Genomic DNA, 13984 nt, shown 5'->3' with positions numbered 1-13984 from the left:
GTGCAGCGTCCACGAGCTCGGGATGCATGTGGCCGAGGACGCCGGACGGGCGTCCTGGCGGTGTGCCGGGACGTCCCGCCCGAACGATTCGGCGCATGTCCGCGCGGCCGTGGGGGAACTGGGCACGCTCCACCGCCCCCACCGCCCGAACCGTAAGCGCCGCAAGGACCGCAAGCCGCGTTGACCTGGCCCGGGCGGTGCCGGACTGTGGGACCTGGGTTCGGGTGCTGCCGGACTGTGGGGACCTGGTTTCGGGTGCTGCCGGGCGACGGTGCCGGGGACCAGCGCCAGCAGGAACACCGGGCGGAACCAGCCGGGCAGCAGCCGCTGCAGCGAGGACTCCGGGTCGCCCATGTCGACGGCGGTCGCGGCGAGCGCGCCGAGGCCGCACACCACGATGCTGGGCGCGAAGCCGCCGAACGCCGTCCAGCCGGCCACCGCCTTCGCGGGCGTGGTGCGCGGCAGGTAGCGGGAGAAGTCGGCGCTGGTGGTGCAGGAGATGCAGGAGAGCGGACCCGAGGCGATCATGGCCACGCCGGCCGGCAGGGCCGCCCACAGGGCGGTGCCGGTCAGCGGCCGCTCGGCGGCGTAGCCGAAGTCGGTGTGCCGCACCACCGCGACGGCCACCACGGCGAAGACGGCCGTCAGGGCCAGGGTGATCGGGACGTAGAGCCGGACGATCGCGGAGTGGCCGTAGGCGCTGATGGCGAGGGTGACCGCGGCGATGAGCACCACGACGACCGCCTTCACCGCGGAGTTCACCGGCAGACCGGCCCGGCCGGCCAGGGAGAAGGCCGCGGTCGCCGCGGCGGCCAGGTTCAGCGCGAAGTAGCAGACGGAGATCACCCAGCCGGTCACCGCGTTGTCGACCCGGTTCCCGCGCACCCCGTACATCGCCCGCGTGATGACCTCGCTGGGCGCGCCCGCCGCCGGGCCCGGGATCGCCAGCAGTCCGGTGAGCAGCCAGAACAGATTGCCGACGACGATCACCGCCAGCGCCTGCCACAGGCTCAGGCCCATCAGCACCAGCGCGCCACGCGGCCTGGGCGGCGGGGGAGGAGCACCACGCCGGCCGGCTCGCCGTCGGCCACCGCGCCGACCTCACGGTCCTGGCCGACGACCCGCTGGCCGTGGCCGACACCGACCTGGCCGAGCTGCCGGTCGTGCTCACGGTGGTCGGGGGACAGGCGACCTACCGGGCGGCGGATCTGTAGCGCGCCGGCCCTGGCCGGGGAGGAGGACCGGCGCCGTGGGCCGGCCGCCGGAGGAGAGCGGCTGCCGGCCGTACCCTGCGGGAGGCGGAGCCGGGCGGCTCAGGGCGAGGACCGGCGGCGTTCGCGGCGCGCACGCCGGGCCTCGACCAGCAGGGGCAGCAGCGAGAGGACGACGACCACGGCGACCAGCGGCAGCAGATAGTCGTCGACGTGCGGGACGGAGGCACCGAGGGTGTATCCGGCCAGGACCAGCGTCTGCGACCACAGCACACCGCCCACCACCTGCCAGACCGTGAACGTCCGCTTCGGCACCCCGAGCGCACCGGCCACCGGGTGCAGGACCGTCCGCAGCACCGGCACGAACCGGCCGATCACCAGCGCCTTGCCGTAGCCGTACCGGGCCAGCAACTCCTCCGCCCGGGCCGCCGCGTCCTTCACCCCCCGGCGGGACGTGCGCGCCAGCAGGGCCCGCCCGCCGTGCCGCCCGATCAGGTACCCCACCTGGCCACCGGCCACCGCTCCCACGGCCGCGCACACCAGCACCTGCCACAGCGACAGCCGCGGCGCCTGGTCGGCGCTCGCCGCGCACAGCACACCGGCCGGGAACAGCAGCGTGTCCCCGGGCAGGAAGAAGCCGACGACCAGCAGACCCGACTCCGCGAAGATCACCGCCAGGACGCCCAGCGCGCCGAAGGCGGCCAGCACCGAGGCGCTGTCCATCGGATTGACGGCGATCACCGACCGAGCCTCCTGGCCTCCTCGCGGGGCTACCAGTATGTATCCGTTCCCCTCCCGGTGCCGGAGGCCCCCCCGGGCGGAGGCGCGCTACGGTCTTCGCCGGCGGCCCGGCGCCCGTGACGCCGGCTTGACCTCCTGGGGTGGTGCGGTGCTCGCCTGCTCGGGATCGAGGACGTGATCGCCGTACAGGTCCTGCAGCCAGTTGGTCTGGTAGACGGTGTCGAGGTAGCGCTCGCCGAGATCCGGCGCGATGGCCACCGCGGTCAGGCCACGGGTGTCATGCCGTGCCAGCCAGTCCGTCGCGCCGCTGACCACCGTCCCGGTGGAGCCGCCGAACAGGAAACCGCGCCGGGCCATGAGGTGACACGTGCGGATGGTGTCCGCCTCCTCCACCCGGATCACCTCGTCCACGTAGGACTCGTCGAGCAGCGGCGGGCGCATGCTCATGCCCAGGCCGGGGATCATCCGCCGGCCGGGCTCGCCGCCGAAGGCGACCGAGCCCACGCTGTCCACGGCGACGATCCGTACCGGCCGGTGCCACTGCCGGAAGTAGCGGGCGCACCCCATCAGCGTTCCCGTGGTGCCCGCCCCGACGAAGAGGACGTCCAGTTCCGGGAACTTGCCGGCGATCTCCGGGGCGGTCGTGCGGTAGTGCGCCCGCCAGTTGCCCGCGTTGGTGTACTGACTGAGCCAGACGTAGCGGTCGTCGGAGGCGCAGAGCTCACGGACGTACTCGATCCGCATGCCCAAGAAGCCGCCGTTGGAGTCCTGGTCGGCGACGATATGCACGTCGCTGCCGAGGGCCTCCATGAGCAGTCTGGTCGACAGGTTGCAACGGGAGTCCGTCACGCACAGGAACCGGTAACCCTTGCTCGCGGCGATCATGCTGAGCGCGACGCCCAGGTTCCCGGACGAGGACTCGACGAGGATGGAATCCGGCTTCAGGACCCCCTCACGCTCGGCCGTCTCCACCATCTCGTTCGCGGCCTTCAGCTTGATGGAGCCGGCGAAGTTGAAGCCTTCGCACTTCAGGTACAACGGGTATCCGCAGATCGACGCGAGGTCGACGAAGAGCTGGCCTTCGTTGAAGGCGTGGGGAGCCGATATGACAGGCACGACGGGCCTCCTGGTGCCAGGCGGAGAACGACGGCTTCAGCCGTACCGGCGCAGGTCGTGGAAGAAGTCGTCGATGAGGCGGAGCTCTCCCGCCCGGGCTACTTCGTCGTAGACGTACTTGCCGACGGCCAGATCGAGGACACCGAGCCCGAAGGGCGAGAAGACCACCGGCCGGTCGGTCGGCGGTGCTGCCCGTCCGAGCATCACGTCGTTGAGGGTGCCGTTCAGGAAGTCGCGGTTGCCGGTGAGCTGTTCGACCAGATGGGGCGAGGTGTCGGCTTGCAGGCAGTGCTCGACGTCGTCGACGAAGTTGGCCGAACCGAGCAGGACCTCGGGGGCGAGGTCCCGCAAGGACACGTGCAGGACCAAGGGGTTGTGGCTGAACCACGCCGGGGTGGTGACATGGGGCCGGCCGGCGACGGTGGCGAAGACGACGAGGTCGCTGGAGCGGATGAGGGCCTCGGCGCTGTCGTGGAGGCTGACCGGTTCGGTGGCGCCCGCCTCACGCAGGTAGCCGCAGAAGCCTTCGGCGCTGTCGGCGGACACGTCGTGCACGCCGATCGCTTCGAAGGCCCAGCCGGTGCGGGCCAGGAAGGTGTGGATGTAGCGGGCGATCAGGCCCGTACCGCAGAATCCGACGCGGCTGGGGCGGGGCCGGTTGCGGCTGAGCCAGTCGGCTGCCAGCGCGGCGGACGCAGCGGTCCTGGTCGCGCTGATGATGGAGCTCTCCAGACAGGCGAACGGGTAGCCCGTGTCGTGGTCGTTGAGGATGAGCACCGCCGAGGCCCGCGGCAGTCCGGCGCTCACGTTCTCCGGGAAGCTGGAGATCCACTTCAGGCCGTCCACGGGGACGGACCCGCCGATGGAGGCCGGAAGCGCGATGATCCGCGCCGTGGGGCGGTCGGGGAAGCGCAGGAAGTACGACGGCGGGTTCACCGAGTCGCCGGCGCCGTGCAGTCGGTAGGTGGCCTCGACCAGCTGCACGAGCTGTTTCTCGGCGCCGTTCAGCGCGTTGTGCACCTGCTCACCGGAGATCACCGCGAACGTCGGCGCGGAGGCCGCCTCGGGCACCGCCGCCTGGGAGGTGGTGGACAGCAGATCGGTCATCGCTCGCTCGCCTCCGGGGTGGGGCAGTGGTCGGGCAGGCGCCGGGGCTCGCCCATGCCGACCAGCACCTGCCGCTCTCCGGTGAACGGCTCCCGGCTGTGCGCCGTGCGGATGTTGTCCACGAGCAGCAGGTCACCGGCCTGCCAGGGCTCGCGCCGGGTGTGCGTCTCGTACGTCGTGTTGAGCAGCTGGACGACGTCCTCGCCGATCGGGGTGCCGTCCCCGTAGCGGGTGTTGAACGGCAGCCCGTCCGCGCCGTACTCGTCCACCAGGTACTCGCGCACCTCCGGGGCCAGCGTCCATTCGTTGAGGAAGGCGATCTGGTTGAACCAGCAGGGCCTGCCCGTGAGCGGATGCCGTACGACGGCGCTGCGGCGCTGCTCGGTGTGCAGGGATCCGTCGGCCTGCCAGGTGAAGTCGATGGCGTGGGCCCGGCAGTAGCGCTCGATCTCGGCCCGGTCGTCCGTGCCGAACGACTCCGCCAGGGACGCCCCGATCTCGTCGTTGTAGGTGCGGGTCAGCAGCCAGCCCTCCCGCTCGAACCGCTGCGTCAGCCCGGCGGGCAGGGCCCGCAGTACCTGTTCGGCGTCGGCCACGGCCGTCGCCCCGCCCTGCTCGGGCGCGGTCAGGCACGCGAACAGCATCAGGCCGGGCACCTCCAGCGTGTAACTCAGCTCGTGGTGCATGCACATCGGCTGGTTGGCCGGCCAGGACGTGGAGGAGTACAGACCCGGGCCATGAGCGTCGCGGGGGGCGAAGGCCTCCCGCTCCGTCATGAGAGCACCGGCCAGCCGCGCGAAGACGGCGCCGACCTGGTCCGCGTCCCGCAGGCCGAGGCCGCGGACGACCAGCGCCCCGTGCTCGGTGACCTGCGCACGCAGCGCCTCGCGGTACTCGGCTGCCCAACTCGGGGCATCACCAGGGCGGTCGACACGCAGCAGCGCGGGTCTGTCCGGCCGCAGCTCCACATCGAGCGGTGGTGCCAGGGATGAGAACGGCATCTTCGTTTCCTTTCGGTGGCCCGTCTGGAGGTCTACGAGGTTCAGGGGGAGGCCAGTGGCAGGGTGGCGCTCAGGACGGCCTGGGCCGCCTCGGCCGGACGGGTGCGCGGGAAGTAGTGGCCCCCGTCGGCCAGCTCGTGCAGATCGACGTGCTCGGCCATGAGCAGCCAGTCCCGGTGGTGACCGGCGTGTCCGGCCGTGTGCGGGTCGTCGGCGGCGACGACGACGGTGACCGGCGCGGACAGCTTCACCGGCGGCGGGACGTCCAGGGTGGCGCAGAAGTAGCGGTGCGCGGACACACAGTCGTGCCGGTAGACGGCACCGATGCGCTCGGCGTGCCGCGTGTTCAGTTCCGCGAGTTCCGGGTAACCGCTGTCCGCGGTCAGCCGCGCCGCGATCTCGGCGTCGCTCAGGCTCGTCAGTTCGCCGATGGCCGCGCGCCGGTCGGCGGCGGTGCCGAGCAGTTGCGCACCGACGAACACGCGGGTCGGGCACACGCCTCGCTCCTGGAGCTTCCTGGCCGTCTCCAGGGCCGGCGCGGCACCCGACGAGTGGCCCCACAGCATGACCCGGGTCAGGCCACGCGCGGTGATCTCGGCGGCGACCTGCTCGGCGACCTGCGCGATCGACGCCAACGGCTCCTGGTGCGCGGCCAGGTCGTGACCGGGCAGGTCCACGGCGAGGACGGCCACTGCGCTGCCGGCCAGCGCGCTCGCCATCGGCTGGTAGTTGACCGCGTTGCCGCCCGCGTAGGGGAAGCACACCAGCGCGCACTCCGGGGCACCGCCCGCGTCGGACAGGGGCTGGAGCAGCTCCCCGTGCTGCCGGGGCGTGCCGTCGAGGAGAGCCGCGAGGTCGGCGAGCACCGGGTGCCGGGTGATGTCCTTGAGGGACACCGCGCGGTCCAGCGCGAGGCTGAGCTTGACCGCCGTCAGGGAGGTGCCGCCGGAGTCGAAGAAGTGGTCCGTGCGGCCGACCTGCTGCTCGGGCACGCCCAGCACCTCGGCCCAGGCCGCCGCCAGCCTCCGTTCGGCCGGGCTGAGCGGGCCGCGATCCTGCGTGCCCGCACCGCCCCCTTCGGTGGTCGGCGGGCTCTGTTCGGCGAGCGCGGTCAGGGCCTTTGTGTCGGTCTTGCCGTTGGCGGTCAGCGGCAGGCTGTCCTGCCAGTGGAAGGCCGAGGGGACCATGTAGGCGGGCAGCACCGCGCCGAGCGCCTCGCGCAGTACCTCCGGCCGGTGCCGCCTTCCGGTGTAGAAGGCGATCAGATGCCTGCTGCGGCCGGCCGGTTCGGCGACGACCACCGCGCCGTCGCGTACGCCGTCCACCCGCAGCAGGGAGTTCTCGATCTCGCCGATCTCGATGCGGAAGCCACGGATCTTGACCTGGTTGTCCCGTCGGCCGAGGAACTCCAGCTTGCCGCCGGGGTGCCAGCGTCCCCAGTCACCGCCCAGGTAGAGTCGCTCACCGGGACGGTACGGGTCCTGACGATAGGCCTCTCGGGTGCGCTCGGGATCGTTGACGTAGCCCCGGCCCACGCAGACCCCCGAGAACGCGATCAGGCCCGGAGCGCCCAGCGGTACCAGCGACAGCTGCTCGTCCACGACGTAGACGTGCACGTTGTTCACCGCGCGCCCCAGCAGCACCCGGTCCGGCACCCGGTCCATCACCTCGTGGTTGGTGTCGTCCGAAGTCTCCGTCAGCCCGTAGGCGTTGACCAGCTTGATGCCGGGCTGGATCGCGAACCAGCGCTGCACCAGCTCCCGCTTCAGGGCCTCACCGGTGACCGACACACACCGCAGGTCCGGCAGGCTGCGGGGATGCTGCTCCAGATAGGAGACCACGACCTCCAGATAGGAGGGCACGACCTGCGCCACGCCGACCCGGCCGCGCACCAGCGTGTCGACGAACCGCTCCACGTCCATGATCACGTCCTGCTCGACCAGCAGGGTCCGGCCGCCGACCAGCAGCGCGGACACCAGCTGCCACAGGGAGATGTCGAAGCACTGCGGCGCCGTCTGCGCCACCACGCACCCCTCACCGATACCGAGGTCGTCGATCTTGGCGTGGAGGTGGTTGAGCATGCCCGCGTGCTCGCACATCGCCCCCTTCGGCTCGCCGGTGGAGCCGGAGGTGAAGTAGATGTAGGCCAGCCGGCCGGCCTCCACCCGCACGCCGGGATCCCCGTCGCCGTGCGGTTCCGCACAAGCCACGTCGATCGGCAGCTTCTCGATCCCCGGTAGCGTGGCCAGCGCCTGGTCGAGGGAGGCGGTGCTGCCCGTCTCGGTCAGGACCAGCCGGCACCCCGCACGCGACAACGTCGCCCCGATGCGTCCGGCCGGGAAGTGCGGCTCGATCGGCAGGTAGGCGCCGCCCGCCTTGAACACCGCCAGCGTCGCCGCCAGCCAGTCCAGGGTGCGTTCGGTGACGACGGCGACCACGTCCTCGGGGCCCAGCCCCCGGTCCAGCAGCGCCCGCGCCAGTTGGTTCGCGCGCCGGTTCAGCTGCTCGTACGTCCACTGCCGCTCGCCGTGCACGGCCGCCACCGCGTCCGGATGCATCCGTACCCGCTGCTCGAACAGTTCGTGCACCCGGGCGTCGGGCAGTGGCCGGCGGGGCCCGGCCAGCCCGTCCAGCTGCTCACGGACCTCGTCGGCGGACAGCAGGCTCCCCCGCGTGTGGTCGGCGTCCGCGTCGGCCGTCATCAGCCGCAGCGCCGTCAGGTGGTAGCCGGCGATCCGGGCCGCGGCCGCGGCGTCCAGCACGTCGGTGCGGTACCGGAGCCGCAGCATCAGCCGCCCGCCCCGGTCGGACCAGCGCACCTGCAGCACGCCGTCGTCGACGTGGGTCTCGTCGGCTCCCATGGGGCCGAACACGACCTCGTACGACGGCTGGGTCACCCCCAGTTCCCGACACAGGTCCTCCACCGGGAACTCCCGGTGGGCCAGCACCTCCGCCTCGGCGCGCTCGGCGGTCGACACCAGTGCACGCCAGGAACCCGGCGGGACGGTCAGGCGGCACGGCAACGGCTCGCCTCGCACTCCCGTGGTGTAACCCGTCACCACGTCCCGCTCGCCGGACAGCGCGGCCAGCACCTTGGCGTGCGCGGCCAGCAGCAGCGCACTGACCGGCACCCCCCACCGCCGCACCAGTGCCCGCACGGCGTCCGTCACGTCGTCCGGGACCGACGTCTCGTGCTCGGCCGCTCCCGGAACCGGCTCGGCAGCCCACCGGGGCACCGCGGTGACACCGCCGGCGGTCAGCATGCGGCTCCAGTACTCCCGGTCCGTTTCCACGCGCGTTCCCATCGAATGGCCTTCCTCAACTCACGGTCGCCGTAGTGGCGTCGGCGGAGAACGGTGGTACTGCCTGGCCGGCGCGGCGGTCCTGCCCGGTGGTGTCCGGCATGTCGACGGCCGGATTGCCACCCCACCGTGCGTGCGGCGGGACTTCCTCGCCCTTCATCAGGAAGGAGTCGGGTGCCAGCACGGAGCCTTCACCCATGGTCACGCCGTAGTGCACGACGGCTCCGACGCCCAGCGTGCAGCCGGCGCCGAGCGTGGTGACGTCGGACTTGAAGGTGCCGTCCTCCTGCGAGTGGCACTGGATCTTGCTTCCGGCGTTGAGGGTGCACCCGTCGCCGATGGTGGCGAGGGTTCGGTCGGTCACGTAGCAGCCGTCGTCGAAGACCCTGCGGCCGGTCCGCACGCCCAGCAGGCGCCAGACGAGGATCTTGAAGGGCGTGCCGTTGTAGATGTTCAGGTAGTGCGAGGGAGCCTTCCACAGCCGCTCGATCTGCCAGAATCTCCGGTCGTAGATGGAACACAACTCGGGGTGCAGGCGGCGGAACCGCAGCAGGCAGCGCTCCACCAGGACGTAGTACGCGGTGGACAGCGCGAGCGTCATCGCCAGGTATCCGGCGATCACCACGTGCCCCAGCACCCCGTACAGGTCGACGGAGGCCAGCGCGAGCAGCGTGAGCGCGAACGTGTGCAGCCAGCGCATGAAGAGCATCAGGGCCATCGAGCGAAGGTTGTAGCGGTTCTTCGCGGCGAGGCGGCGGCGCAGCGTGTCGCCCGTCCTGAGGTGGTCGAACCGTGAGTCACGGTCGACCGAGCGAGGGATCTCGAAGCAGGGCGAACCGAGGAGTCCGACGCCCTCCCGGACCTCGCCGTCGAGGGGGATCATCACCTTGGTCGCGAGCAGGCAGTTCTCGCCCGTTCGGCCGCCGACGGGATAGGCGATGAGGTTGCCCAGGAAGTTGCGCGCCCCGATCGACACCCGGGAGACCCGGAAGGACGTGCTGGAGAAGTCCGCGTTCATCACGGACAGCCCGTCGGCCACCATCGTCCCGCTGCCGACCGAGACCAGGAAGGGGGTTTCGTGCTGCATCTCGGTGCCGAAGTTGGAGCCGGTCTGCTCGACCCGTGACAGGTCGTAGCCCAGTCCGCTGAGGTAGTGCACGATGTAGGAGCTGTCACCGAAGAGCCAGGCGAAGAACTTGATGTTCGTCATGCGGGCCGTGGCCCGGTGCAGCGTGTAGTGGAATCCGTAGAGCGGGTAGACACGGTCCGGCTTGATCGCCAGATGCAGCAGACGCGGGACGGTGTACAGGACACCGAGGCCCACGACGACGAAGCCGCAGAACAGGACGAGGGAGAGAACCAGCGCGTCGGAGATCAGCTCCGGCCGGCTGAGCGCGGCCGTGCGCGGATCGAGTCGCTTGCCGATCGCCGGGATCTCGGTGAACAGCATGTACACCCCGCCGACGGCGAGCGGGAGGTACAGGAAGACCAGCTGCAGCAGCGTCATCGTGCTGAACCAGGCCCGGCGCGCGGTGCCGCATCTGGCGGGCGGGATCCGCACGTAGTCGATCCGCGTCGGTTCCGCCGGGGAGCCGTGCCAGTGCTCACCGTCCGGGACGGCCTGGCCGCGGTGCAGCGCGGAGGTGTGCCCGAGCTGTGCCCCGTCGCCCATCGAGGCGTCGATGTCCAGGACGGTCTTCTCACCGATGAACACATCCCGGCCGAGCGTGATCCGGCCGGTCTGGATGTGGCCCGCGTGGGCCCGGTAGCAGAGGAAGTACGACTCCTTGCGGATGACCGTGCCGGCGCCGATCGTCAGCAGGTCGGTACAGACAGGGACGGCACGGGAGAGGATCGTGACTCCTTTGCCGATCCGCGCGCCGAGGGCCCGCAGATACAGCACGTACAGCGGAGTTCCGACGAGGAGCACCATGGGATTCGCGTGGAGCAGCACCTTGACAAGCCAGAAACGTAGATAGGCCGGGCCCCATACGGGGAACTCGCCCGGTTTCCAGCGGCCGACGAGCAGCCATTTGGCGACGACCGGGAACACGCACAGGGCGAGGAACGCGATGCCTCCGAACACGACCGAGCGCAGATAGATATCGGCCAGGCCGGAACCGGAGGCGATCCACTCGTATCCTCCGGCGGTGACGAATCCGGAGACGAGGGAATATCCCAGGAAGACGAGCAACTGGACGGTGCCGCAGAGCACATGGCCGAACCGGCTCGTGCGTGACGTGGGAGCCGCCGGCGTCGCGGGTTCCGGCGCCGGCGTGGTGAGCGCCGGACCGGTAGGGGAGGGAGTGGTCCCGGCGAGTGCCGCTGCCAGGCTCCGGACGGTGGGGTGCCGGTAGATGTCCCGCATGGAGGGGGACGGCAGATCCGGCACTTTCCTCACCCGGGCGCAGAACTGGGCCATGACCAGGGAGTTGGCGCCGATATCGGTGAAGAAGTGACCGTCGACCGGGACGTGCTCGACGCCCACGACGTCGGCCAGCGCGTCTGCGAGTCTTCTCTCGGTCTCCGTCTCGGTCGGGCCGGCGCCGCTCATGGTGACGGCAGGTTCGTCCGGCCCGGATATGTGGACCTCGGAGGACTGCTCCACCATTGGATCTCCTGGGGACGTATGGATCGGAAGTCCGAGATCGTTCTTTCCTGATCACGAACTGCCAGATTCAGTCTGGCCAGGTCGGCGTCAGGCTGCCACTTCGGATCGGCGGCCAGAATGGCGAGAAAATGCTCGTCGGCTCCGTAATACCGGCCTTCCGCGCGGGGCGGGACCGCGCCAGTGTTCACCCGAACGGGGGTGAGAGCGGGGCGGGCGGACGGTGACCGCACGGTTTCCATGCGCTTCCCGGGCGCTTCCCGAACGTTCACGGCGACCGTTTCTATCTCGGTGTTGAACACAAAACGTTTCGGAGGGTGTCTCGGTCTGTCCGTACTGTGCGCAGAGGTGACGGTGTGATTACGTAATCGGGCCGTTACCAGCGGAGGGACGATCCATGTTGAGCACGTCCAGCGGCAAGATGCCGCAACCGAGGACCGGTCCGCTCACCACCACCGAGGCCACGATCCGCACCCGGGTCGAGGTACCGGTGAACCTGAGCGACGGCTCCTGGCGCACTGCCGAGATGATCAGCTTCACCGGGCTCGCCGACGGACGGGAACACATCGCCGTCGTGTTCCCGTACGCACCGCCCGTACCCCTGGTGCGCGTGCATTCGGAATGCCTCACAGGCGACGTCTTCGGTTCCGCCCGTTGCGACTGCGGACCGCAACTCGCCGAAGTGGTAGACCTGTTCGCCGAGACGGGGGGCATCCTGCTGTACCTCCGTCAGGAAGGGCGCGGCATCGGGCTCTACAACAAGCTGGACGCCTACCGGGTCCAGGACGACCAGGGCCTGGACACCTTCGCCGCGAACCGGGAGCTGAACTTCTCGGACGACATGCGCGACTACCGCGTCGCCGCGCAGATGCTGCGCGCCCTGGACGTGGCGCGCATCCACCTGCGGACCAACAACCCCGACAAGGTCCAGCAGCTGAAGGGCTACGGCATCGACGTGGAGGAGGTCATCCCCACCGGCATCCACCGGACCGAACGCAACCACGACTATCTGCGGGTCAAGGCCGAGCAGGGCGGACACACCATCGAGCTTCTGGGAGAGTCCATATGATCCAGCATCGTGGACCCATCAGCGGCATCGCCGCCTGGCGGGACGAGTACGTGGCCACGGCCGGCTACGACAACCAGGTCATCTGCTGGGATCAGCGCACCGGGCGGGCGGTGGCCCGATCCTTCCACGACCACTTGGCCAACCAGTGCCAGTTCGCACCGGACGGCAGGCACCTGCTGACCTCCTCCAGCGACTACACCGCCCGCTTATGGACCGTACCCGACTTACGGCTGGTGGCGGTTTTCGGGGACCAGGAGGACGACGTGGAGATGTCCGTCTTCCACCCCGGCAAGGAACTGGTCGCCACCGCCTCCCGTGACCACCGGGTGCGCGTCTACGACTTCACCGGTCGTCTGCTGCACCGCTTCGAGGGGCACACCGCCGACGTCATCTCCGTCGAATGGGCCCGCGACGCCGACGAGTTGATCTCCTCCAGCGACGACGGCACCATCAAGCGCTGGTCCCTGCAGTCCGGCGGCATGATCGCCGACCTGGACATGGACGGCGTGGAGACCGACACCGTCGCCATCTCCTCCTCCGGCACCATCTTCGCCGGCAACGACGAGGGCCAGATCATCGTCGTCGGCCCCGACGAGCGCAGCACGGTCCCCGCGCACGACGCGGGCATCAAGCGCCTCGTCCTCGACGACTCCCGCAACCTGCTGGTCAGCCTCTCCTACGACCGCACGATGCGGCTGTGGGACGTCTCCTCCGGTGCCCCCGAGGCCCGCGACACCACGGCCCTGCCCGACGACGTCTGGCCCCGCTCCTGCGCCTTCGCGGGCGGCACCCGCCTGGTCTTCGCCACCTTCGGCGCCACCTACCGCGGCTACGACTACCAGGCGCGCACCTGGGACACCGCCGTCGTGCCGCCCACCGGCGGCGTCAACGCGGTGCTGCCGGAGCGCGGCGGCTCGACGCTCACCGTCGGCGACGCGGGCGTGGTGCGGCGCGACGGCGAGCCGGTGGCCGAGACCGGCAGCCTGTGCAACTTCCTCACCCCGCTCGGCGGCCTGGTGCTCTCCGGCGGCCAGCTCGGCAAGGTCTTCGACGCGCTCACCGGCCGCGAGCTGTACCAGCACCGCTCGCCCCTGAACTGCGGCGTCGCCTTCGAACGCGACGGTGAGCGCTACGCCGTGGTCGGTGCCTACACCGGCGAGGGGCTGCTGCTGAGGCTGGCCGGCGACACCGTCGAGCACGTCACGGACCTGCCGCTGAACGTCAACGCCGTCAAGAGCGTCGCGGTCTCCGGCGACCTGCTGTTCTCCGTCGCCGCCGACGCCTCCGCCACCTGGTACCGCATCTCCACACTGGAGAAGGTCGCCACCGTCGAGGACGCCCACGACAAGATCGCCAACGGCTGCACGGGCCTCGGCGACGGCTGGTTCGCCAGCATCAGCCGCGATCTGAAGCTGCGCATCTGGAACCCCGACCGCACCGTGCAGGTCCTGTCCACGCCGCACACCCACTCCATCAAGTGCGTCGCCGCCGACACCGACGGCCGCCTCATCGCCACCGGCAGCTACAACGGCCGTGTCGCGATCTACGACCGGTCCGACGGCCGCTGGTCCGTGACCGACCGGCCCACCACCGCCGGCATCTCCTCCCTCGCCTACGACGCGGCCCGCAAGCTCTTCGTCGCCGGTTCGTACGACGGGCAGGTCTACACGGTCGCCGGCTGAACGACAGCGGGAGCGGGGCCGCACCGGACGCGACGCCCGGCAGAGCCCCGGAGCGGGCCGCACCGGTGCGGCCCCCGGCAGGGCGCCCCGGGCGCCCCATGACGAGCGGTGCCGGAGCAGCGTGACCTCTCCGGCACCGTCGGCACG

General features: G+C 70.7%; 8 protein-coding genes and 2 pseudogenes. 3 read left to right on the top strand and 7 right to left on the bottom strand.

Annotated elements, in window-relative coordinates:
• Positions 1 to 264: 264 nt before the first annotated feature.
• Positions 265 to 1035 (bottom strand): annotated as a pseudogene (locus ACGFRF_RS03530) (cytosine permease); the annotation flags it as partial.
• Between the two features lie 56 nt (positions 1036 to 1091).
• Between ACGFRF_RS03530 and ACGFRF_RS03525 the strand changes: the two are divergent.
• Positions 1092 to 1214: pseudogene (locus tag ACGFRF_RS03525) on the top strand (hypothetical protein); the annotation flags it as partial.
• Between the two features lie 99 nt (positions 1215 to 1313).
• Here ACGFRF_RS03525 and ACGFRF_RS03520 read toward each other — a convergent pair.
• From ACGFRF_RS03520 to ACGFRF_RS03495, 6 genes are all read right to left on the bottom strand, one after another.
• Positions 1314 to 1952, bottom strand: coding sequence for a DedA family protein (locus ACGFRF_RS03520; RefSeq protein ID WP_393736770.1), 639 nt, complete (start codon positions 1950 to 1952; stop codon positions 1314 to 1316).
• 87 nt (positions 1953 to 2039) lie between these two features.
• A complete protein-coding gene (sbnA, locus tag ACGFRF_RS03515; protein ID WP_393736768.1) occupies positions 2040 to 3068 on the bottom strand; it encodes a 2,3-diaminopropionate biosynthesis protein SbnA in 1029 nt (342 codons plus the stop codon).
• 36 nt (positions 3069 to 3104) lie between these two features.
• Positions 3105 to 4175 (bottom strand): 2,3-diaminopropionate biosynthesis protein SbnB, encoded by a 1071-nt coding sequence (sbnB, locus tag ACGFRF_RS03510; RefSeq protein WP_393736766.1) that lies wholly within the window; start codon positions 4173 to 4175, stop codon positions 3105 to 3107.
• The gene (locus ACGFRF_RS03505; RefSeq protein WP_393736764.1) at positions 4172 to 5176 is read right to left on the bottom strand and encodes a TauD/TfdA family dioxygenase; all 1005 of its coding nucleotides are present in this window, start codon (positions 5174 to 5176) and stop codon (positions 4172 to 4174) included. Before ACGFRF_RS03505 ends, sbnB begins: the two co-directional genes overlap by 4 nt.
• A gap of 41 nt (positions 5177 to 5217) precedes the next feature.
• Positions 5218 to 8481: an amino acid adenylation domain-containing protein gene (locus tag ACGFRF_RS03500; RefSeq protein ID WP_393736762.1), complete on the bottom strand. Its 3264-nt coding sequence runs from the start codon at positions 8479 to 8481 to the stop codon at positions 5218 to 5220.
• A gap of 13 nt (positions 8482 to 8494) precedes the next feature.
• Complete coding sequence (locus ACGFRF_RS03495) at positions 8495 to 11089, bottom strand: Pls/PosA family non-ribosomal peptide synthetase (RefSeq protein WP_393736760.1); 2595 nt, start codon at positions 11087 to 11089, stop codon at positions 8495 to 8497.
• A gap of 418 nt (positions 11090 to 11507) precedes the next feature.
• Here ACGFRF_RS03495 and ribA point away from each other — a divergent pair, with 418 nt between their 5' ends.
• Both ribA and ACGFRF_RS03485 read left to right on the top strand, forming a co-directional pair.
• Complete coding sequence (ribA, locus tag ACGFRF_RS03490; protein ID WP_393737099.1) at positions 11508 to 12155, top strand: GTP cyclohydrolase II; 648 nt, start codon at positions 11508 to 11510, stop codon at positions 12153 to 12155.
• Positions 12152 to 13837 carry a hypothetical protein gene (locus ACGFRF_RS03485; protein ID WP_393736758.1) on the top strand — a complete coding sequence of 562 codons (1686 nt, stop codon included), beginning with the start codon at positions 12152 to 12154 and terminating at the stop codon, positions 13835 to 13837. Before ribA ends, ACGFRF_RS03485 begins: the two co-directional genes overlap by 4 nt.
• Positions 13838 to 13984 lie beyond the last annotated feature (147 nt).

This window comes from Streptomyces sp. NPDC048521 (assembly GCF_043199855.1).
GTDB lineage: Bacteria > Actinomycetota > Actinomycetes > Streptomycetales > Streptomycetaceae > Streptomyces.
This window is presented reverse-complemented; position numbering and strand designations above follow the sequence as displayed.